Genomic DNA, 20,295 nt, shown 5'->3' with positions numbered 1-20,295 from the left:
TCTGCCCACACCGCATCGGCGCCATCGTCCAAGCAGCACTCGTCCTGACCCATCACGAACACCACGGCCGCTACTGAGAAAACCTCATTGGGGCGTTTGGAGCCTCAGCGGCCGCCGGTGCTTTCGCGGATCTCCAGGGCGAACGGGGTCTGGATGTCCTGGGGCGGGGACGTTTTGTCGCCGGTGATGCGGCGGTGCACGAGGTCCACCGCGGCCTCCGCCAGGGCCGTTTTGTCCGGCGCGATCGTCGTCAGCGACGGGAGTGAGAATGCGCTCTCTTCGTTGTTGTCGAAACCCACGATCGCGACGTCCTCCGGCACCCGCAGGCCCAGCTCGGCCACCGCGCGCAGCGCGCCGATGGCCAGCAGGTCGTTGAAGCAGAACACCGCGTCCGGCGGCGAAGGCAGGGCCAGCAACGACTTCATCGCCGCCGCGCCCACCGAGCGGTGCCACTTCTCCGCGGGGGCCACCAGAGTGTCCGAATAGGACAAACCCGCCGCGGCCAGCGCCGCCCGGTAGCCGGCCAGGCGCTGCGACGACGTCCCGCGGGAGGGATTCCGCCCGATCGCCGCGATGCGCGTGCGCCCCAGCGAGGCCAGGTGGGACACCGCCGTGCTCGCGGCCAGGACGTTGTCGATCGCCACGTGGTCGATCGGCACGTCCACCGCGTGCTCGCCCAGCATGACCAGCGGGATTCCGCCCGGGTCGGCCGGGAAGTCCGCCGCCTCCAGGGCTTCCGGGTGGACCAGGGCGCCATCGACCAGGTGCGGTCCCAGCGACGAAAGCGTCTCCCGCTCCCGCGACCGCGTCCCCTGCGTCTGTTCGATCAGGACGCTCCAGCCGCGCTTCTGCGCCGCCGTGATCACCAGGCCGGCCAGCTCGCCGAAGTACGGGATGGACAGCTCCGGCACCATCAGCGCCAGGAAGCCGGTGCGGCCGCGGCGGAGGTTGCGCGCCCCGACGTTCGGCCGGTACCCGGTCGCCGCCAGGGCTTCCTCGACGCGCCGCCGGTTCTCCGGCTTGACGAAGGCGTAGCCGTTCACGACGTTCGACACCGTCTTCACCGACACTCCGGCAAGCGTGGCGACGTCCTTGAGCGTCACGGTCACGGGCGGTCCCTTCAGAGAGTGAGCACGAAGTGTAGCCAACGGCTGCCGGTTTACAACGTTGTTCCAACGATGTAAAAAGTACCCCAAGGCTCCCGTGGTGACCCCGATCACCCCGGCGAGCGGGCCACCAACGACGCTGCCCGAGGAGTCGACGTGCTTCTGCCCTCCCGTCCCCGACTGGTCCTGGTCACCGCGGCCGCCGCCGCGCTGACCCTCACCTCCTGCACCGCCCGGGAGGAAAGCCCCGCGGCGCCCTCCAGCGGCGGCGGACCGGCCGCCAGCGCCCAGTCCGCCGCGCCGTCCGCCGACGGCTGCACGCTCCAGAAAACCGGTTACCCCAAGGTCGACCTGAAGACCGCGGTGGTGGGTTTCTCCCAGTCCGAAAAGGAGGCCAACCCCTTCCGGATCACCGAGACGCAGTCCATCCGCGACGAAGCCGCGAAGCTGGGTATCGGCAACCTGCTGGTCACCAACGCCCAGAGCGACCTGAACCGCCAGATCAGCGACATCAAATCGATGCTCGACCGCGGTGCCCAGCTGCTCATCGTCGCGCCGCTGAACTCCGACGGTCTCCAGCCCGCCCTCGACGCGGCGAAGGCCAAGAAGGTCCCGGTCGTCACCATCGACCGCAAGGTGACGTCCCAGCCGTGCACCGACTACCTGACCTTCATCGGCTCGAACTTCGTCGAGCAGGGCAAGCGCGCCGCCCAGGAGACCGCACGGGTCACCGGCGGCACCGGCAAGGTCGCGATCCTGCTCGGCTCGTCCGGCAACAACGTCACCACCGACCGCACCAAGGGGTTTAAAGACGAGCTCGCGAAGACACCGGGCCTGTCCGTGGTCGCCGAGCAGACCGGCGAGTTCGACCGCTCCAAGGGCCAGGCCGTGATGGAGCAGCTCATCCAGAGCCACCCGGACATCACCGCCGTCTACGCCGAGAACGACGAAATGGGCGTCGGCGCGGTCAACGCGCTCAAGACGGCGGGCAAGACCCCCGGCAAGGACGTCAAGATCGTCTCCATCGACGGCACCCGCAACGCCGTGCAGCTCATCGTCGACGGCAGCTACAACGCGGTGATCGAGTCGAACCCGCGCTTCGGCCCGCTGGCCTTCCAGACGCTGCAGAAGTTCGCCGACGGCGAGGCGATCCCGCCCAGCATCGTCATCACCGACGACCAGTACGACGAGACCAACGCGGCGCAGAAGGTCGGGAACTCCTACAAATGACGGCCACCACCGAAGTGCGGACCGCACCGGTGCTCGAGGTGACCGGGGTGACCAAACGGTTCCCCGGCACCCTCGCGCTCGACGACGTCAGCTTCGCGCTGGCCCCGGGCGAGGTGCACGCGCTGGTCGGCGAGAACGGCGCCGGCAAGTCCACGCTGATCAAGGTGCTCACCGGCGTCTACCAGCCCGACGAGGGCGAGGTGCGGCACCTCGGCGAGCCGGTGACGTTCAAGCGGCCGATCGACGCCCAGCGCGCCGGGATCTCCACCATCTACCAGGAGGTCAACCTCGTCCCGCTGATGAGCATCGCCGGCAACGTCTTCCTCGGCCGCGAGCCGCGCACGAAGGCCGGCCTGGTCGACTGGTCGAAGATGTACGCCGACGCCCGCGAGCTGCTCAAGGGCTACGGCATCACCGACGACGTCAAGCGGCCGCTGCACACCCTCGGGGTCGGCGCCCAGCAGATGGTCGCCCTCGCCCGCGCGGTGTCAACCGACGCCAAGGTCGTCATCATGGACGAGCCGACGTCCTCGCTGGAACCGCGCGAGGTCGAGACGCTGTTCGAGGTGCTGAACCGGCTGCACGCCCACGGCATCGCGATCGTCTACGTCAGCCACCGGATGGACGAGCTGTACCGGGTCTGCGACAGCGTCACCGTGCTGCGCGACGGCCGGGTCGTCCACAGTGGACCACTGAAGCCGCTGCCGCGCATCGAGCTCGTGTCGCTCATGCTCGGCCGCGAGATCCGGCAGATCCGCGAAGAGGGCGTCACGGCGTTCGGCGAGGAGCACGACGTCGAGCGCGAGCCGCTGCTCAAAGCCGAAAACCTCAGCGGCATGCGGAAGCTGCACGACGTCTCGGTGAGCATCCGGCCCGGCGAGGTCGTCGGCCTGGCCGGGCTGCTCGGCTCGGGCCGCAGCGAGACGGCCCGGGCCATCGTCGGCGCCTTCCCCCTCGACGGCGGCAGCGTGCTGCTCGCCGGGAAACCGCTCAAGAAAGGCCGGATCGCCCAAGCGATGCGGGCCGGGATCGCGCTGCTGGCCGAGGACCGCAAGACCGACGGGATCATCCCGAACCTGTCGGTCCGCGAGAACATCGTGCTCGCCGCGCTGCCGGCCCTCTCGCCGTTCGGCCTGGTCAGCAAGGCCAAGCAGGACCGGATCGTGAAGGTCTTCATGGAGCGGCTGCGGATCAAGGCGGCCAGTCCCGAACAGAAGGTGTCGGAGCTGTCCGGCGGCAACCAGCAGAAGGTGCTGCTGGCCCGCTGGCTCGCCACCGGCCCGAAGATCCTGCTGCTCGACGAGCCGACCCGCGGCATCGACGTCGGCGCGAAGGCCGAGGTCCAGGCGCTGATCGACGAACTCGCGCAGGAAGGGCTCGGCGTGCTGCTCATCTCGTCCGAACTGGAGGAACTGATCGACGGCTCCGACCGCGTGGTCGTCCTGCGCGACGGCGCGGTGGCCGGCGAGCTGACCGGCGACCGCATCACCGAAGAGAACGTCCTGACGGCCATCGCGGCGGAAACCACCGGGGGTGACAACGATGTCCACGGCCACCCTTGAGCGCGCGAAGGTCACCGCGTGGCTGCAGAACTACGGCGTCTACCTGGCCGTCGTCGTGCTGCTGCTGTTCAACGTGGTGTTCACCGAGAACTTCCTGTCCGCGGCCAACTTCCGCACCCAGCTGGTGCAGGCGGCGCCGGTCTGCATCGTCGCGCTCGGGATGGCACTGGTGATCGGCACCGAGGGCATCGACCTCTCGGTCGGCTCGGTGATGTCGATCGCCGCCGCGCTCATCCCGCTCTACCTGGGCGCGGGCCCGCTGACGGCGATCGTCGTGGCCGTCATCGCCGGGATCGTCTCCGGCCTGTTCAGCGGGTACCTGGTGGCCTACCTGGGCATCCAGCCGATCATCGCGACCCTCGCCCTGCTGGTCGGCGGCCGCGGGCTCGCGCTGGTCATCGCGCACGGCCAGCTCGTCCAGCTGCACAACCGGGACTTCCTCGAACTCGGCACCGGTGACGTCCTCGGCGTCCCGATCATGGTCGTCGTCGCGGGTGTCCTCGCCGTGCTGGCCGGGCTGGTCGTCCAGCGCACGACGTTCGGGCGGCACCTGGTCGCCGTCGGCGGCAACCGCGCGGCGAGCACCCTGGCCGGGCTGCCGGTGAAACGCGTGCTCGTCGGCGTCTACGTCATCTCCGGGGCACTGGCCGCGGTGGCCGGCGTGCTGGCGACGTCGAGACTCGGCGCGAGCGACCCCAACGACCTGGGGCTGCTCATGGAACTGTCCGCGATCACCGCGGTCGTCGTCGGCGGCACGCCGCTGACCGGCGGCCGGGTCCGCGTGCTCGGCACCGTGTTCGGTGCGCTGCTCATGCAGCTCGTCCACGCCACTCTGATCAAGCACAACCTGCCGGACTCGACCGCGCAGATGGTCCAGGCGGCCATCATCGTCGTCGCCGTCTACGTCGCTCGCGAGCGGAGCAGCCAGTGACCACACAGCCCGCAACGCAGACCACGGAACGCAACGCCGCCTTCGCCGGAGTCCTGCAACGCCAGGGCGCGGCCGTCGTGCTCGTGCTGGGCATGGCCGCGGCGTGGTTCGCCTTCCCCCGCTTCGGGTCCGCGGACAACCTGCGGGACCTGGCGCTGCAGAGCTCCTTCCTGGCGGTGATCGCGCTCGGGATGACGTTCGTGATCATTTCCGGCGGCATCGACCTCTCGGTCGGATCGAACTACGCGCTCGGCGGCGTCCTGGCCGCGTACGGCGCCCAATACGGCCTGGTCGTGGCGATCCTGCTGCCCCTGGCGGTGTGTTCGCTGATCGGGTTCGTCAACGGCGTGCTCATCGCGCGCACCGGGATGGCGCCGTTCATCGTCACGCTCGCGTCGCTGCTGTTCGCCAGGGGACTGCTGCTGGCGCTGACGTCCGAGGGGGCGACGACGTACAAAGTGGACGCCGGGTCGGCGTTCCTCTGGCTCGGCCAGGGCACGATCTTCGGCATCGGCGTCCCGGTTTACCTGACGCTCGTCCTGTTCGCCCTCGGCGGGCTCCTGTTGCGCCGCACGCGCTTCGGCCAGTCCGTGTTCGCCATCGGCGGTGCCGAGCAGTCGGCGCTGCTGATGGGACTTCCGGTGGCCCGCACCAAGATCGGCCTCTACACGCTCAGCGGCGCGCTCGCCGGCGTCGCGGGCATCCTCACCGCCGCCTACCTGCAGTCCGGCGTCACGGTGATCGGTGTCGGCACCGAACTCGACGCGATTTCCGTCGTGGTCATCGGCGGCACGCTGCTCACCGGCGGCGCCGGGACGATCATCGGCACGCTCGTCGGCGTGCTGCTGCGCACGCTCATCCAGAACGTCATCAACCAGATCGGCACCCTCGACTCCAATTACCAGACGGTGGTGAGCGGGGCCTTCCTGCTCGTCGTCGTGGTGATCCAGCGCCTGCTCGCGCGCGCCCGAACCCGCTGACCCCTGTCCCCTACCAGGAGGTTCGACGATGCTCCGCCCCGCCCGCCTGGCCGCCGTGCTGGCCCTGGCGCTCACCGGACTCGCGGTGCCCACCGCGAACGCCGCGGCGCCACCTCAGTGGCAGCGGCTCGCCCCGCCGCTGTCGACGCCGTGGACGAACGACGTCTCCCCCACCAACGCCCTGCCGGACTACCCGAGACCGCAGCTGACCCGCGCGAAGTGGCAGAACCTCAACGGCGTCTGGGAATTCTCCTCGGCCAAGCCCGGGGAGGCCGTGCCGGTGGGCAAGACGCTGGGTGAGCGGATCCTGGTGCCGTACCCGGTCGAGTCGGCGCTGTCGGGGATCATGCGCCACGAGACGAACATGTGGTACCGGCGGACGTTCCAGCTGCCCCGCGACTGGCGGGGCCAGCGCATCCTGCTGCACTTCCAGGCGGTCGACTACGACACGACGGTGATCGTCAACGGCAAGACCGTCTCCCGGCACACCGGGGGCTACGACGCCTTCTCGGTCGACGTCACCGACGCCCTGACCACCGCCCGCGACCAGGAGCTGATCGTCGGCGTCGCCGACCCGAACGACCAGGGCGGGCAGCCGATCGGCAAGCAGCGCCAACCCGGGGACGGCATCTTCTACACGCCGTCGTCGGGCATCTGGCAGACGGTCTGGATGGAACCGGTCGCGCCCGCGCGCATCGATCGCCTGGACGTGACGCCGGACCTCGGTTCCGTGACGGTGACCGCGGTCGTCGGCGGGCCGGTGAAGCAGCGCGTCGAAGCGACCGCCTACGACCACGGCCGCCCGGTCGGGCGCGTGTCCGGCGACGCGAACAAGCCGTTGAAGCTCAAGGTGGACCGGCCGCACCTGTGGTCGCCCGACGATCCGTTCCTCTACGACCTGCGGGTGAAGCTCGTCCCGTCGGGCGACGAGGTCGGCTCGTACTTCGGGCTGCGCACGGTCGGGCTCGGCAAGACCGTCGACGGCAAGCAGCGGATGCTGCTCAACGGCAAGTTCGTCATGCAGGTCGGCCCGCTCGACCAGGGCTTCTGGCCGGACGGCATCTACACCGCGCCGACCGACGCCGCGCTGAGGTTCGACCTGGAGCAGGAGAAGGCGCTCGGCTTCAACATGGTGCGCAAGCACATCAAGGTCGAGCCGGACCGCTGGTACTACTACGCCGACAAGCTCGGTCTCCTGGTCTGGCAGGACATGCCGGCGATGAAGGACGACGTCGAGCCGTCCGCGGCTTCGCGGGTCAACTTCGAGTCCGAGCTGAAGCGGATGATCGACCAGCACCGCAGCTTCCCGTCGATCGTCAGCTGGGTGCCGTTCAACGAGGGCTGGGGCGACTACGAAGTCGGCCGCATCGCCGACCTGGTCAAGTCGTGGGACCCGACGCGGCTGGTGAACGCCGAATCCGGGGTCAACTGCTGCCGGTCCGAACCGGACAGCGGCAAGGGTGACGTCTACGACGACCACACCTACACCGGCCCGGGCACCCCGGCGCAGACCGGCACCCGCGCGGCGGTCGACGGCGAGTACGGCGGCCTCGGCCTCAAGGTCGCCGGGCACGAGTTCGACCCCGCGGGCAGCTTCGCCTACGAAATGGAGCCCGACAGCGCGACGCTGACCCGGCGCTACGGCGAACTCCAGCAGCGCCTGCTGCTGGTCGCCCAGCGGTGCGGGGTGTCCGCGGGTGTCTACACGCAGACCACCGACGTCGAGAAGGAGGTCAATGGCTTCTTCACCTACGACCGGCAGGTGAAGAAGATGGACTTCGCGGCGGTCCGCGCGGCGAACCTCGCGGTGATCAAGGGGGCCACCGGCGCCCCGGTGTCCGGTCCGTCGGTTCCCGCCGGAACGCCCGGCATCGACGGCATCGCCGCCTACCCCTTCGACGAGAACGTGGGCACGGTGGCCGAGGACGTCGTCGGCAGCCACGACGCCACGCTCGTCGGCGGCGCGTCCTGGACGGCCGGCAAGAGCGGGTCGGCGTTGGCCACCAACGGTTCCGGTCAGTTCGCCGACACCGGCGCGGCCCTGGTGAACACCGAGGGCAGCTACAGCGCGGCGGCGTGGGTCCGCTTCAACGCCGTGGGCGACGGCTTCCAGACCGTGGTGAGCCAGGACGGCGACGACCACAGCGCGTTCTTCCTGCAGTACTCGGGCGCCGACCACCGGCTCGCGATGAGTTTCGTGGGCACGCGGGCCCTGGCGCCCACGGCTCCGGAGGCGAACCGCTGGTACCACGTGGTCGGCGTCCGTGACGCGGCCGCGGGCACGCTCAAGCTGTACGTGGACGGTCAGCTGGCGGCGACGAAAAGCGTGTGCCTCGGCGAAGCGTCGACGGGCCACACGGTGATCGGCCGCGGCAAGTACGGCGGCGGCCCGGTCGACTTCCTCAACGGGGCGGTCGACCAGGCCCACGTCTACGACCGGGCCCTGTCCGATTCGGACGTGAGCGCGTTGTACTCGAGCGGGAAGTAGCGAAGCAACCGGACGGCCCCGGGGACCGCGGTCCCCGGGGCCGTCCTTCACCCTTGCCGCGCGACCAGCCCGGCCAGCAGGTTCGTGAGGCCCTCGGCCAGCCCGAACACCGGCCCTTCGACGGCCGCCACGGCGGCCGTCGGGTTGGCCGCGGGCCACGAGCCCGACAGCAGGACCACCACCCCGCCGGCGAAGTGGCGGGCCGCGTCGGGCGGCAGTTCCGGCAGGCGGACGCGCACCAGCTCGCCCAGCCGTTCGGTGTTCGCCGCGGCCCGGCGTTTGAAGCTGCGGGCGAACGCCTCCGGGATGTTGCGCTCCAGCACCGGCGCCATCGAACTCAGCAGCTCGCACAGCACCCGGCGGCCGGTCAGCGTCGCCGCGATCGTGCTCGCGATCCGTTCCTCGCGCGCGAAGCCGGGCTCCGCCGGGCCCGGTGCGCCGAGCGCCTCCCCGAGGTCGTCGAGCCACGCCGTCCACGCGCTGTCGAGGACCTCCAGGAAGATCGCCTCGCGGCTGTCGAAATACCGGATCACGTTGGACTTCGCCAGCCCGACCCGGCAGCTGAGCTCCCGCAGGCTGATGTCGGCGACCGGGCGCTCGGCCAGCAGCTCCCTCGCCGCGGCGAGGATGGCCCGCCGGCGCGCCTCGACCTGCTCGGGACGGCGGGCGCGCTGGAATCCGGCGCTCATGGCGCCGAGGCTACCGATCGGTCGACGCCTTCGCCCCGGCCTCGCGCCGCGACTTGACCCGGTGGTAGCTCCAGCCCAGCAGCGCGAACAGGATGATCGAGGACAGGATCAGGCTCGACCCGGTGCTCCAGCCGCTGAACGGCAGCGACTTCACGCTGCCCCAGACGATCCCCGCCGCCAGCAGCGCCAGCCCGGCCAGCACCGAGCCGGCGATCCGCAGCGGCGACGACACGCTGTCCTCGGCCGCCTTCATCGCGCGGTCGCGCACCGGGTCGACGTACTTCTCCAGCGCCGGGAACTCCGAGGCCAGCACCAGGAGCCCGGCGAGCACGAGCAGCAGCCCGGGGCCGGGGAGGACGAGCAGCACCACGCCGACCACCAGCAGGACCGCACCCGCCACGGTGATCAGGATCCGCTTCGCCTGCTTGCCGATGCCCACTGGGCGTCTCCCCTCGTTTTCCCCGATTGTTCCTGGTCGCGGCGCCGCGTGCCACTCACCAGGACCCGGGCCCTGGCCACGGCCACGATCAGTCCCGCCAGCGCGGCCACGCCGAGCGCGGCCACGAGCCCCGGCCAGACGTAGAGCACCTGGGCGTAGGTACCCCGCCGTCCGGCGAATACCCACCCGAGCAGCTGCGGCAGGAACACCAGCGGGACGAGCGGCAGCAGCGGCGGCGCGACCCGCCACCACCGGGGCTTCCGCCCGGCCCGGCGGACGCCCGGGACGGCGAGGCCTGCCGCGAGCAGCGCCAGGGCGCCGAGCACCCGGTCCGCGACCACCCCGGCGGGCAGGGCCGGCTCCGGCGCGCCGCCTTCCAGCAGGCTCGCGAGGCCCTCGGCCAGCTGCTCCGCGTCGTTGTCCAAGGCCAGCCCGGTGTTCGCGAGCACGGCGATGCCGTACCCGCCGGGCAGCAGCACCTGCGCCGCGGTGTGGGTGAACAGCTCGCCGGTGTGCGACGTCCGCCCGCCCCGGACGCGCCAGCCCAGCGCGTAGTCGCGTCCGGGCGCGGGCGTGTGCGCGGTCCGGACCGATTCCGGGGTCAGCACCCCGCCGCCGTCCCGCTGCGCCCGCAGCCACTTCGCCAGGTCCGCCGCGGTGCTGAGCACGCCGTGGCTGCCGCCGGTGAACCAGTCCGGTTCGGACGCCGGCACCTCGACCCCGAAGGCCCGGACGTACCCCTCGGTCCCGGACGGCGGCGCGTCCACGGAGGTGCTGCCGGTCATCCCCAGCGGCCGGAAGAGGTGCCCGGCGAGGTAGTCCGCGAACGGTTGCCCGGCGACGACCTCGACGATCCGCGCGGCGACCTCGTAGTTCGGGTTGTGGTAGTGGAACGTGGTGCCCGGCTCGTCGGCGAGTTCCGCGTCCTTCAGCCGGGCAACGGCCTCGGCGAGGGTGTGCGGCTGCGGCAGGGTGAGGTCGGGGAAGGCGGAGTCGGCCATCCCGGACGTCTGGTCGAGCAGCATCCGGACGGTGATCTTCGCGCCGCGCGGATCGGCGAGCCGGAAGTCCGGCAGGTACCGCGTCACGGGCTCATCCAGCCCCAGCCGGCCGGCTTCGGCGAGCTGCAGGACGGTGAAGGCCGTCATGGACTTGCTCACCGACGCGATCGGCAGCCGCGTCTCCGCGGTCAGCGGCGCGCCCGCGGTGTCGTGGCCGTAGCCGGCGATCCGGACGACTTCGTCGCCGTGGGTGATCGCGACGGCCGCGCCGGGCAGGCCGGTGTGGTCCAGGTAGGCGCGGACGTAGCTGTCGATGTCCGGGGGCGGGGCCGCCGCGGCCGGGGTCGCCGTGGCCGTCAGGAGGGCCGCCAGCACGAGGAGAAGCCTGATCATGGGGGTGAAGGTAGGCAGCCCGGGGTGGCGGGCGCTGCTGCCGGACGATCGGGGCGACCCCTTACTTTCGGCACCTTCCTGTGCTTTACTCAACTCATCGGTTGATAAACCAGATGGTTGATCAGGAGGTCACGGCGATGCCCGGAGTGGTGGCGAGTTTCTGCATGTCGCTCGACGGATTCGTGGCCCGGCCCGACGACAGCGTCGGGCCGCTCTTCGACTGGTACCAGGCCGGGGACGTCGAGCTGCCGACGATCGGCTACCCGATGACGTTCCGGGTCGCGGCGGCGAGCGCGGAGTACCTGGGCACGTTCCTGGATTCGGTGCGCCACAGCGCCTTCGTGTGCGGCCGCCGCGTATTCGAGTACACGCACGGCTGGGGCGGCCGGCCGCCGGGCGGCGGCACGGCGTTCGTCGTGACCCACCGCCCGCCCCCGGCGGACTGGCCCGCGGACCACCTGGCGCCCTTCAGGTTCTGCCCGGACGTCGCGACCGCGGTCGAGCAGGCCCGGTCGGCGGGCGACGGAACGGTGGGCGTTTCCGGGCCGTCGATCGCGCAGCAGTGCCTGGAGCTCGGGCTGCTCGACGAGCTGCGGATCGACCTGGTGCCGGTGCTGCTCGGCGAAGGGGTGCGGTACTTCGGGCGCCCCGACCTCGGGAAGTCCGAGCTGGAGCAGGTGGAAGTCGTTGCCGGACAAGGGGTCACCCATCTCCGGTACCGGGTCCACCACCCGTGACCGCCCTACTCGGCCGCCAGCAGCTGCTCGAACGGAACGAAATCCGGCTCCCCCGAAACGGCAACCCGCCCCGAGGCCGACGCAGCCAGGTCCGCCCCCGCCTTCTCGATCCGCCGCTGCAACGCCCCGGAAGCCTCGCCACTGCCCCAGTCCGACGATGCCGCGTACACGCCCGTCGCCACCGGATCCGCCTTCAGGTACCCGAACAACGGCCGCAGCTGGTAGTCCAGCACCAGCGAATGCCGTTCCGTCCCGCCGGTGGCCGCGAGCAGCACCGGCTTGCCGACCAGCGAATCCGTGTCCAGCACGTCGAAGAACGACTTGAACAACCCGCTGTAGCCGGCCGTGAACACCGGGGTCACCGCGATCACCGCGTCCGCGCCGGTCACCGTCTCGATCGCGGTGCGCAGCTGCGGACTGGGGAAGCCGGTCAACAGGTTCTTCGTGATGTCCAAGGCGATGTCCCGCAGCTCCACCACGGACACCGAGACCGGTTCCCCGGCCGCGGCGACGGTCGCCGCGGCCAGACGGTCGGCGAGCAGGCGGGTCGACGAAGGCACCGACAGGCCCGCGGTCACCACTGCGAGCTTCATACCGTCGCCTCCACCGCGGCCGAAGCCGCCGCCTTCAGGGATTCGTGCGTCGGCGCGTCCGGGACGTGCGCCGGGCGCAGCGCGTCGAGTTCCTTGCGCAGCACCGGGACCACGTGCTCGCCGAGCAGGTCGAGCTGTTCCAGGACGGTCTTCAGCGGCAGGCCGGCGTGATCCATCAGGAACAGCTGGCGCTGGTAGTCGCCGAAGTGCTCGCGGAAGGTCAGCGTCTTGTCGATGACCTCCTGCGGGCTGCCCACGGTCAGCGGTGTCTGGTCGGTGAACTCCTCCAGGGACGGCCCGTGCCCGTACACCGGCGCGTTGTCGAAGTACGGCCGGAACTCGTTCCACGCGTCCTGGGACTTGGGCCGGATGAACGCCTGGCCGCCGAGGCCGACGATCGCCTGGTCCGCCGAGCCGTGGCCGTAGTGCTCGAACCGCTGGCGGTAGAACGAGATCAGCTGCTGGAAGTGTTCCTTCGGCCAGAAGATGTGGTTGGCGAAGAAGCCGTCGCCGTAGTACGCGGCCTGCTCGGCGATCTCCGGGCTGCGGATCGAACCGTGCCACACGAACGGCGGGACGCCGTCCAGGGGCCGCGGGGTGGACGTGAAGCCCTGCAGCGGGGTGCGGAACTTGCCGGACCAGTCGACGACGTCCTCGCGCCACAGCTTGCGCAGCAGCGCGTAGTTCTCGATCGCGAGGGGGATGCCCTGGCGGATGTCCTGGCCGAACCACGGGTAGACCGGGCCGGTGTTGCCGCGGCCCATCATCAGGTCGACACGGCCGTCGGCGAGGTGCTGCAGCATCGCGAAGTCCTCGGCGATCTTCACCGGGTCGTTCGTGGTGATGAGCGTCGTCGACGTCGAGAGGACCAGCTTGGACGTCTGCGCCGCGATGTGGCCCAGCATCGTCGTGGGCGACGACGGGACGAACGGCGGGTTGTGGTGCTCGCCGGTCGCGAAGACGTCGAGGCCGACCTCTTCGGCCTTGAGCGCGATGCGGACCATCGCCTTGATCCGCTCGTGCTCCGTCGGCGTGGTTCCGTTCGTGGGATCGGTCGTGACGTCGCCCACCGTGAAGATTCCGAACTGCATGACCTGCTCCCTTCGCGAGCACCATCTTACATGCGCGTTCAACTACTTCCAAGCAAGAGATATTCCGGCCGTCAGGCGCCCGAGGGGCACCGGCTAAGGTCGGGGGCATGGACGCGGAGCTCGCTCGGCTGGGTTTGGCAGAACGTTCGGTACGACTACTCGCCGGTCGCGACATCTGGGCCTCGATCACCCCCTTGCTCGCCCCGCGCCGGAACCTCGTGGCCGCCTTCGGTCACGTCGGGCCCGGCGCGGCGGCCCTGCTGCCCTTGCAACCCGGCGACACGCTGATCACGGACGCGAGCCTGGACACCGTGCTGTCCGGCGCGACGAGCCCGCACGCGCTGCTGCACTGGGTCAAGGCGGGCGTGATCGTGCACTCGCTGCGGGGCCTGAACGCGAAACTGGTGATCGCGGAGGACGACCCGTCGTTCGTGGTGGTCGGCTCGGCCGACGTCACCGCCGCCGGCCCGCGGCAGCTGTTCGAGGCGGTCACGCTCTCGCACGAGCGGCACACCGTCGAGGAGGCCCAGGAGGCCTGGCTCGAGTGGTGCGACCTCGCCGGCCCCTCGCTGACCGCGGGTGACCTGGAGCCGCTGCTGGAGCAGTACGGCGCGGGCAAGCCGGTCACGGCCCGCCCCGCGGCGGCGACCCGGACCGCGGCGGCCCCCGCCCGGCCGGTGGTGACCAGCCGCCCGGTGCCCCCGGTCCGCCCCGCGGCCGTGACCCCGCCGCCCTCGCCGGTCCGACCCGCGGCGCCCGCGCCGTCGCCGGTCCGCCCGGCCACACCGCCCGCGTCGCCGGTGCGCCCGGCTGTGTCCGACGCCCCCGCCGCCGCGTCCCCCACGCCGGGCGCCCCGGCCACCGGGTCCCCGGTGCCGTCGCCCGCCGAGCCCGCCCGCCCGGCGCAGCCGGAGGCGGGTTTCCCGGCCGCCGAGGCCGGCGCACCCGAAACCACGGCCGCCACCACCGAGCCCGCCACCGCGGAACCGGTTGCGGCCGAGCCGGAAGCCGCCGAAACCGTCGAAACCACCGACGTGCCGCGCCCGTCGTGGCCGCGCCCGGCCGAGCTCTACCTGGTCAGCCTGGTCGAAGGCGGCGAACCGAACGCCGAGGCCGCGTACCGGCTCGAGGAGCTGCAGCGCGAATACACCCACCCCGGTGAAGACGGCGAATCGCCGTTCCGGGTCGAACTGCTCTGGGCCGACGACGGCCAGGGCCAGGACCCGCCGCGCACGCTGCGCGCGGGCGTGCACGTGATCCCCGTCTACAGCCAGAAGCAGGGCCGCCCCCTCGTCGGGTCGCGGATCGAAGCCCCCGGGCTCGTCCTGCAGGCGTACATCGACGAGTTCGCCTACCCCCGCCGGACGTACTGCTACGTGCTGACCCGGCAGTCGGCCGCCAAACCGGCGTTCGGCGATCTCCGCAAGGCCCTCGCCGCGATCGGCGAGAAGCCGAATTTCCGGAACAGTTTCCAGGTCCCGCGGAAGATCGAAGCCCTGCTGGGCCTGTGGCCCGACCTGGGCTACGACCCCCGTTAGCGGGCGGCGCACGCCACTCCGGGAGCGGGAGCGCGCGAAAGTTGTCGGGGGTGGCGGATATCCTGCACTACGGTGCAGGCGAGTCCGCACCACCACCAGCACTTTCGCGAGCCACGATCCGGGAGAACGACCCTGTGACTGCCGAGACCTTGTACGGGGCCGACGACCTGACGCATCTCGAGGGTCTCGAAGCCGTCCGCAAACGACCCGGGATGTACATCGGCTCCACCGACAGCCGGGGCATCAACCACCTCTTCTCCGAGGTGGTGGACAACTCGACGGACGAGGGCGTCGCCGGCCACGCGACGAAGATCGTCGTCACGCTGCACGCCGACGGCAGCGTCCAGGTGGACGACGACGGCCGCGGCATCCCCACCGGCACCCACGCCAAGTCCGGTTTGTCCGGCGTCGAGCTGGTGCTGACGCGGCTGCACGCCGGCGGCAAGTTCGGCGGCTCCGGTTACAAGACCTCCGGCGGCCTGCACGGCGTCGGCGCTTCGGCGGTCAACGCGCTGTCGCACCGCTTCGACGTCACGGTGAAGCAGGACGGCAAGGTCCACCAGATGTCGTTCAAGCACGGCGTCCCCGGCACGTTCGACGCGCCGGGCCCGAAGGCGAAGTTCACCCGCCGGTCCGGGCTGAACATCACCGGCAAGATGAAGCGCGGCGAGCGCAGCGGCACGTCGATCCGCTACTGGTACGACGCACGCTACTTCGAGTCGGGCGCGGCGCTCGACGTCGAAGGCGTCCGGTCGAAGCTGCGCAACACCGCGTTCCTCGTCCCGGGCGTCACGTACGTGCTGCGCACCGCGATCGAAGACACGATCAACGAGGAGACCTTCCACTTCCCGCACGGCCTGGCCGACATGGTCGACTTCCTCACGCCGTCGGGCGAGAAGCCGGTCTGCGGCACGCTGCTGATCACCGGCGAAGGCACGTACAAGGAGAACGCGGCCGACGCCGCCGGCGTCATGCAGTCCAATGTGGAGCGCCACGCCGAGGTCGAGGTGGCGCTGCGCTGGGGCACCGGCTACGAGCGCACGGTCGAGTGCTTCACCAACACGATCCGCAACGTCCACGGCGGCACCCACCGCCGCGGCTTCGACCGCGCGATGGCGAAGGCGTTGCAGGACGCGATCTCCAAGACCCGCGGGCTGCTCAAGCCCAAGGAGGACATGCCGACGATCGAGGACGTCCTCGAGGGCATGACCGCGGTGATCCACGTCCGGCTGCCGGAGCCGCAGTTCACGTCGCAGACGAAGGACGAGCTGTCCACCGCCGGCATCACCCGCGTGCTGCAGGGCATCGTCGACAAGCACGTCAAGGCCTGGACCGAGGATCGCAAGACCAAGTCCGAGGCCAAGGTCGTGCTGCAGAAGGTGGTCGACGCCTCCCGCGTCCGGCTCACCCAGAAGCAGCAGAAGGACGCCGCCCGGCGCAAGACGGCCCTCGAAGGCGCGGCGATGCCGCCGAAGCTGGTCGACTGCCGCACCACCGGCGTCTCCCGCTCCGAGCTGTTCCTGGTCGAGGGCGACAGCGCGCTGGGGTCGGCGCGGATGGCGCGCGTGTCCGAGTACCAGGCGCTGCTGCCGCTGCGGGGCAAGATCCTGAACGTCCAGAAGGCCTCGCTGGGCGACACGCTGAAGAACGCCGAGATCGCGTCGATCGTGCAGGTGCTCGGCGCGGGCACCGGGCGCACGTTCGACCTGACGACCATGCGCTACGGCCGGGTGATCCTGATGGCGGACGCGGACGTCGACGGTTCGCACATCCGCACGCTGCTGATCACGCTGTTCGCGAAGTACATGCGCCCGGTGATCGAGGACGGCCGGCTGTACGCGGCGATGCCGCCGCTGCACAAGCTCGTCACGAAGGGCCGCAACCCGGAGACGCACTTCACGTACACGCAGCAGGAGATGGAGACGAAGTTCGCCGAGCTGGAGCGGGCCGGCAAGAGCATCGTCACCCCGGTGCCGCGGTTCAAGGGTCTCGGCGAGATGGACGCCGACGAGCTGTGGGAGACCACGATGAACCCGGCCACCCGCTCGGTCCGCCGCATCACCATGGACGACGTCGAAGCCGCCGAAGGCGCGCTGGAGCTGCTGATGGGCGAGAAGGTCGAGCCCCGGCGCAACTGGCTGGTCGCCTCTTCGGACCGGATCGACCGCGAAGCCATCGACGCTTGAGTTATTCGTAGCTACCAAGGAGTTCTGCCGTGGCACGCCGCAAGGGCACCACCACCAAGGTCGATCCCAGCGCGTTCGACTCCCCCGGTGCGCACGTCTTCGACAACTCGCTCAAGACCGAGATCGAAGACTCCTACCTGGAGTACGCGTACTCGGTCATCCACTCGCGCGCCCTCCCGGACGCGCGTGACGGGCTGAAGCCGGTGCACCGCCGGATCCTGTACTCGATGAACGAGAACGGCTACCGCCCGACGCACGCGTACGTCAAGTCTTCGCGCGTGGTCGGCGATGTCATGGGCAAATACCATCCGCACGGTGACGTCGCGATCTACGACGCGATGGTGCGGCTGGCGCAGGACTTCTCGCTGAACGTCCCCCTGATCGACGGCCACGGCAACTTCGGCTCCCCCGACGACGGCCCGGCCGCCAGCCGGTACACCGAAGCCCGCATGTCGCCCGAGGCGATGCAGCTGGTCGGCGAGCTCGGCGAGGACACCGTCGACTTCCGGCCCAACTACGACGGCTCGCTCGAAGAGCCGTCCGTGCTGCCCGCGGCGTTCCCGAACCTGCTGGTCAACGGCACGTCCGGGATCGCGGTCGGGATGGCGACCAACATGATCCCGCACAACCTCGGCGAGGTCATCGCCGCGGCGCGGTGGCTGATCACGCACCCGTCGGCGACGCTCGACAAGCTGATGGAGTTCGTGCCCGGCCCCGACCTGCCGACCGGCGGCAAGCTGCTCGGCCTGGACGAGGTGCGCCGCGCGTACGAGACCGGCCGCGGCGTGGTCCGGATGCGCGCGAACGTCGAAACCGGCCCCCTCGAAGGCAGCCGCGGGCGGCAGGCGATCACCGTCACCGAACTGCCCTACGGCGTCGGGCCGGAGAAGGTGATCGAGAAGATCACCGACGAGGTCAACAAGTCCAAGCGGCTCACCGGCATCGCCGACGTCAAGGACCTCACCGACCGCGAGAACGGCACGCGGCTGGTCATCGAGTGCAAGGTCGGCGTCAACCCGCAGGCGCTGCTGGCCGACCTGTACCGGCTCACGCCGCTGGAGCAGTCGTTCGGCATCAACAACCTGGTGCTCGTCGACGGCCAGCCGCAGACCCTGGGCCTGAAGGAGCTCCTGGAAGTCTTCCTGCGGCACCGCTACGACGTCGTCACGCGGCGGACCAAGTACCGCCGCCGGAAGCGCGAAGAGCGGCTGCACCTGGTCGACGGCCTGCTGATCGCGCTGCTGAACATCGACAAGGTGATCCGGCTGATCCGCGAAAGCGAGAACGCGCAGGCCGCGAAGGACGGCTTGATGACGCGCTTCAAGCTGTCGGAGATTCAGGCGACGTACATCCTCGACACGCCGCTGCGCCGGCTGACCAAGTACGACCGCCTCGAGCTGGAGTCGGAGCAGGAGCGGCTGCGCGAGGAGATCGCGGAGCTGACCAAGATCCTGGACGACGAGTCCGTGCTGAAGAAGCTCGTCTCCTCGGAGCTGGCGAAGATCGCGAAGGACTTCCCGACCGAGCGCCGTACCGCCCTGATCGACGGTGACCTGAAGGAGGTCCTGGCCGCGTCGAAGCCGTCGGGCCCCCTGGAGGTCGCGGACGACCCGTGCCAGGTGATCCTGTCGGCGACCGGCCTGGTGGCCCGCACGGCGGCCGAGTCCGAGGAAGCGACGGAGACGCGTCGCCGCAACGGCCGTGTGAAGCACGACGCGGTGGCGGCCCTGGTCCACACGACCGCCCGCGGGCAGATCCTCCTGGTGACCAGCCGCGGCCGCGCGTTCAAGACGGACGTCCTGCCGTTGCCGGTGCTCCCCGAGCAAGCGGGCACGGTCTCGCTGCGTGGCGGAATGGCAGCGAAGGAACTGGTGCCGCTGGAGAAGGGCGAGACGGTCGTCGGGATCGCGCCGCTGGGCGAGCAGGCGGCGGGCTCCCCGGGCCTGGCGCTCGGTACCCGGGCCGGCGTCGTGAAGATCTGCGCGCCGGAGTGGCCGGTCCGCTCGGACGAGTTCGAAGTGATCTCGCTGAAGGACGGCGACGAAGTCGTCGGCGCCACGTGGCTGACGGACGGTTCGGAGACGCTGGCGTTCGTGTCGTCGGAGGCTTCGCTGCTGAAGTACGCGGCGTCCTTGGTCCGCCCTCAGGGCCTGAAGGGCGGCGGCATGGCGGGCATGAACGTGGGCGCGGGCTCGGTGGTGTTCTTCGGAGCGGTCCGCACGGACGACGACGAGCACGGCGAACCGCTGGTGATCACCGCAACGGGCCAGAGCGTGAAGGTGACCCCGTTCAGCGAGTACCCGGCGAAGGGCCGCGCGACCGGAGGCGTCCGGGCCCAGCGTTTCCTCAAGGGCGAGACGGCGTTGAGGGTGGCCTGGATCGGCCCCCGCCCAGCCGGAGCGGCCCGCAACGGAGACCCGGTGGAGTTGCCGGAGATCGACGTCCGCCGCGACGGCTCCGGCCACGCCCACCCGGGCCCGGACGTGGTCGGCCACCTCATCGAGCGCGACTGACGAGGGGTGGCCTTCGCAGCGCCCATCGCCGCGAAGGCCACCTCAGGTCACGGGTTCACGCCGAATAGAACTCCTTCAACCTTCTCGCCAGTTCCCTGGCGGCTGCGGGATCCCTCGCCGTTTTCAGAGCAACGGCGTCGATATGCGTGGCTTCCGGGACGGAAAGATACTCACCAGCAGTTTGTTCGACGACGAGGTCGTGTTCCGGGCTCTTCTTCTCCCGCCGACTCTTCCGCGCCTCGATCCGCTCTTTCGAGCCTTCGAACAACGCCGTCTCGAACTGTTCGGCCACCCAGAACGGCCGAACGATGCGCGGCATCGCATACAGTTCGGCGAGCAACTCCCGGCGACGCTCGTCGCCCCGCGGGTACAGCAGAACGGCGATGCGCAGGACGAACCCGGGGACGAATCCGAAGATCAGCACCGCGACGAGCAAGGAACCCGGAAGCTTCACCGCATCCAACAGCTCAGTCACAGCGCGAACCCCAGCACCTGGAAACGCGGGTCGTTCCGCGTGGCCTGCAGAAGTCGGCCGAGTTCTTCGCGGCCTTTGTCCGTGAGCACGTAGTAGCGGCGAGGAGGCCGCTTGTGCGCCTCCTCCGCAGACTCCCAACCGTCGTCGACCCAACCGTCGTCGAGCATCCTCCGCAGGATCGGGTACAACACGCCCGATCGGACGCCGGAGTCCTTGCCGAGGCTGTAACCCCAGTGCCGCGCCTCCGGAACCGCCATCATGGCCATCGCCACCTGGACGAGCGCGTGAGTGGTTCGCATGGGTCGTAATCTACATAGGTATGCCGGATCGAACGGCTCGCGGC

The 20,295-nt window shown here is 70.3% G+C and carries 17 protein-coding genes; 9 read left to right on the top strand and 8 right to left on the bottom strand.

Annotation, left to right across the window (positions count from 1 at the left end; genetic code table 11):
• Window positions 1–104 precede the first annotated feature (104 nt).
• Window positions 105–1,109 (bottom strand): LacI family DNA-binding transcriptional regulator, encoded by a 1,005-nt coding sequence (locus ACWEF6_RS31280; RefSeq protein ID WP_449686232.1) that lies wholly within the window; start codon window positions 1,107–1,109, stop codon window positions 105–107.
• 153 nt (window positions 1,110–1,262) lie between these two features.
• Between ACWEF6_RS31280 and ACWEF6_RS31275 the strand changes: the two genes are divergently transcribed.
• Genes ACWEF6_RS31275 through ACWEF6_RS31255 form a run of 5 tightly spaced genes read left to right on the top strand, consistent with a single transcriptional unit; the run spans window position 1,263 to window position 8,297 of the window.
• Window positions 1,263–2,336: an ABC transporter substrate-binding protein gene (locus ACWEF6_RS31275; RefSeq protein ID WP_449686231.1), complete on the top strand. Its 1,074-nt coding sequence runs from the start codon at window positions 1,263–1,265 to the stop codon at window positions 2,334–2,336.
• Window positions 2,333–3,898, top strand: coding sequence for a sugar ABC transporter ATP-binding protein (locus ACWEF6_RS31270; protein ID WP_449686230.1), 1,566 nt, complete (start codon window positions 2,333–2,335; stop codon window positions 3,896–3,898). The genes ACWEF6_RS31275 and ACWEF6_RS31270 overlap by 4 nt, the downstream gene beginning before the upstream one ends.
• Window positions 3,879–4,829: an ABC transporter permease gene (locus tag ACWEF6_RS31265; RefSeq protein ID WP_449686229.1), complete on the top strand. Its 951-nt coding sequence runs from the start codon at window positions 3,879–3,881 to the stop codon at window positions 4,827–4,829. The genes ACWEF6_RS31270 and ACWEF6_RS31265 overlap by 20 nt, the downstream gene beginning before the upstream one ends.
• Window positions 4,826–5,809 carry an ABC transporter permease gene (locus ACWEF6_RS31260; protein ID WP_449686228.1) on the top strand — a complete coding sequence of 328 codons (984 nt, stop codon included), beginning with the start codon at window positions 4,826–4,828 and terminating at the stop codon, window positions 5,807–5,809. Before ACWEF6_RS31265 ends, ACWEF6_RS31260 begins: the two co-directional genes overlap by 4 nt.
• Window positions 5,810–5,837: 28 nt before the next feature.
• Window positions 5,838–8,297: a LamG-like jellyroll fold domain-containing protein gene (locus ACWEF6_RS31255; protein ID WP_449686227.1), complete on the top strand. Its 2,460-nt coding sequence runs from the start codon at window positions 5,838–5,840 to the stop codon at window positions 8,295–8,297.
• A gap of 47 nt (window positions 8,298–8,344) precedes the next feature.
• Here ACWEF6_RS31255 and ACWEF6_RS31250 read toward each other — a convergent pair whose 3' ends face one another.
• From ACWEF6_RS31250 to ACWEF6_RS31240, 3 genes are read right to left on the bottom strand one after another with little or no spacing between them, the layout of a single operon-like run.
• Complete coding sequence (locus ACWEF6_RS31250) at window positions 8,345–8,986, bottom strand: TetR family transcriptional regulator (RefSeq protein ID WP_449686226.1); 642 nt, start codon at window positions 8,984–8,986, stop codon at window positions 8,345–8,347.
• Between the two features lie 10 nt (window positions 8,987–8,996).
• Window positions 8,997–9,425, bottom strand: a complete 429-nt coding sequence (locus ACWEF6_RS31245) for a PGPGW domain-containing protein (protein WP_449686225.1) — start codon at window positions 9,423–9,425, stop codon at window positions 8,997–8,999.
• Entirely contained in the window at window positions 9,392–10,819 is a 1,428-nt protein-coding gene (locus ACWEF6_RS31240; RefSeq protein ID WP_449686224.1) for a serine hydrolase domain-containing protein, read from the bottom strand. Before ACWEF6_RS31240 ends, ACWEF6_RS31245 begins: the two co-directional genes overlap by 34 nt.
• Before the next feature lie 137 nt (window positions 10,820–10,956).
• On the opposite strand from ACWEF6_RS31240, the gene ACWEF6_RS31235 reads away from it, so the two are divergent.
• Complete coding sequence (locus ACWEF6_RS31235) at window positions 10,957–11,556, top strand: dihydrofolate reductase family protein (RefSeq protein WP_449686234.1); 600 nt, start codon at window positions 10,957–10,959, stop codon at window positions 11,554–11,556.
• Between the two features lie 5 nt (window positions 11,557–11,561).
• Here the strand turns inward: ACWEF6_RS31235 and ACWEF6_RS31230 are convergent, their stop codons facing one another.
• Together ACWEF6_RS31230 and ACWEF6_RS31225 are read right to left on the bottom strand one after the other, a co-directional pair.
• On the bottom strand, window positions 11,562–12,149 hold the full coding sequence (locus tag ACWEF6_RS31230; protein WP_449686223.1) for an FMN reductase: 588 nt from the start codon (window positions 12,147–12,149) through the stop codon (window positions 11,562–11,564).
• Entirely contained in the window at window positions 12,146–13,240 is a 1,095-nt protein-coding gene (locus tag ACWEF6_RS31225; RefSeq protein ID WP_449686222.1) for an LLM class flavin-dependent oxidoreductase, read from the bottom strand. The genes ACWEF6_RS31230 and ACWEF6_RS31225 overlap by 4 nt, the downstream gene beginning before the upstream one ends.
• A gap of 107 nt (window positions 13,241–13,347) precedes the next feature.
• Here ACWEF6_RS31225 and ACWEF6_RS31220 point away from each other — a divergent pair, with 107 nt between their 5' ends.
• From ACWEF6_RS31220 to ACWEF6_RS31210, 3 genes are all read left to right on the top strand, one after another.
• A complete protein-coding gene (locus ACWEF6_RS31220) occupies window positions 13,348–14,778 on the top strand; it encodes a hypothetical protein (protein WP_449686221.1) in 1,431 nt (476 codons plus the stop codon).
• Between the two features lie 134 nt (window positions 14,779–14,912).
• Window positions 14,913–16,964 (top strand): DNA gyrase/topoisomerase IV subunit B, encoded by a 2,052-nt coding sequence (locus tag ACWEF6_RS31215; RefSeq protein ID WP_449686220.1) that lies wholly within the window; start codon window positions 14,913–14,915, stop codon window positions 16,962–16,964.
• A gap of 29 nt (window positions 16,965–16,993) precedes the next feature.
• Complete coding sequence (locus ACWEF6_RS31210; RefSeq protein WP_449686219.1) at window positions 16,994–19,477, top strand: DNA gyrase/topoisomerase IV subunit A; 2,484 nt, start codon at window positions 16,994–16,996, stop codon at window positions 19,475–19,477.
• A gap of 55 nt (window positions 19,478–19,532) precedes the next feature.
• Here the strand turns inward: ACWEF6_RS31210 and ACWEF6_RS31205 are convergent, their stop codons facing one another.
• Together ACWEF6_RS31205 and ACWEF6_RS31200 are read right to left on the bottom strand one after the other, a co-directional pair.
• Window positions 19,533–19,952 (bottom strand): hypothetical protein, encoded by a 420-nt coding sequence (locus ACWEF6_RS31205; protein ID WP_449686218.1) that lies wholly within the window; start codon window positions 19,950–19,952, stop codon window positions 19,533–19,535.
• A complete protein-coding gene (locus ACWEF6_RS31200; RefSeq protein WP_449686217.1) occupies window positions 19,949–20,251 on the bottom strand; it encodes a PadR family transcriptional regulator in 303 nt (100 codons plus the stop codon). Before ACWEF6_RS31200 ends, ACWEF6_RS31205 begins: the two co-directional genes overlap by 4 nt.
• Window positions 20,252–20,295: the final 44 nt, after the last annotated feature.

This window comes from Amycolatopsis sp. NPDC004772, assembly GCF_053601215.1.
This window is presented reverse-complemented; position numbering and strand designations above follow the sequence as displayed.

Excerpts from the sequence above, each read along its gene's own strand:
- ACWEF6_RS31270 (WP_449686230.1), top strand. The coding sequence starts at position 2,333 with ATGACGGCCACCACCGAAGTGCGGACCGCACCGGTGCTCGAGGTGACC.
- ACWEF6_RS31265 (WP_449686229.1), top strand. The coding sequence starts at position 3,879 with ATGTCCACGGCCACCCTTGAGCGCGCGAAGGTCACCGCGTGGCTGCAG.
- ACWEF6_RS31255 (WP_449686227.1), top strand. The coding sequence starts at position 5,838 with ATGCTCCGCCCCGCCCGCCTGGCCGCCGTGCTGGCCCTGGCGCTCACC.
- ACWEF6_RS31250 (WP_449686226.1), bottom strand. The coding sequence starts at position 8,986 with ATGAGCGCCGGATTCCAGCGCGCCCGCCGTCCCGAGCAGGTCGAGGCG.
- ACWEF6_RS31240 (WP_449686224.1), bottom strand. The coding sequence starts at position 10,819 with ATGATCAGGCTTCTCCTCGTGCTGGCGGCCCTCCTGACGGCCACGGCG.
- ACWEF6_RS31235 (WP_449686234.1), top strand. The coding sequence starts at position 10,957 with ATGCCCGGAGTGGTGGCGAGTTTCTGCATGTCGCTCGACGGATTCGTG.
- ACWEF6_RS31230 (WP_449686223.1), bottom strand. The coding sequence starts at position 12,149 with ATGAAGCTCGCAGTGGTGACCGCGGGCCTGTCGGTGCCTTCGTCGACC.
- ACWEF6_RS31225 (WP_449686222.1), bottom strand. The coding sequence starts at position 13,240 with ATGCAGTTCGGAATCTTCACGGTGGGCGACGTCACGACCGATCCCACG.
- ACWEF6_RS31220 (WP_449686221.1), top strand. The coding sequence starts at position 13,348 with ATGGACGCGGAGCTCGCTCGGCTGGGTTTGGCAGAACGTTCGGTACGA.
- ACWEF6_RS31200 (WP_449686217.1), bottom strand. The coding sequence starts at position 20,251 with ATGCGAACCACTCACGCGCTCGTCCAGGTGGCGATGGCCATGATGGCG.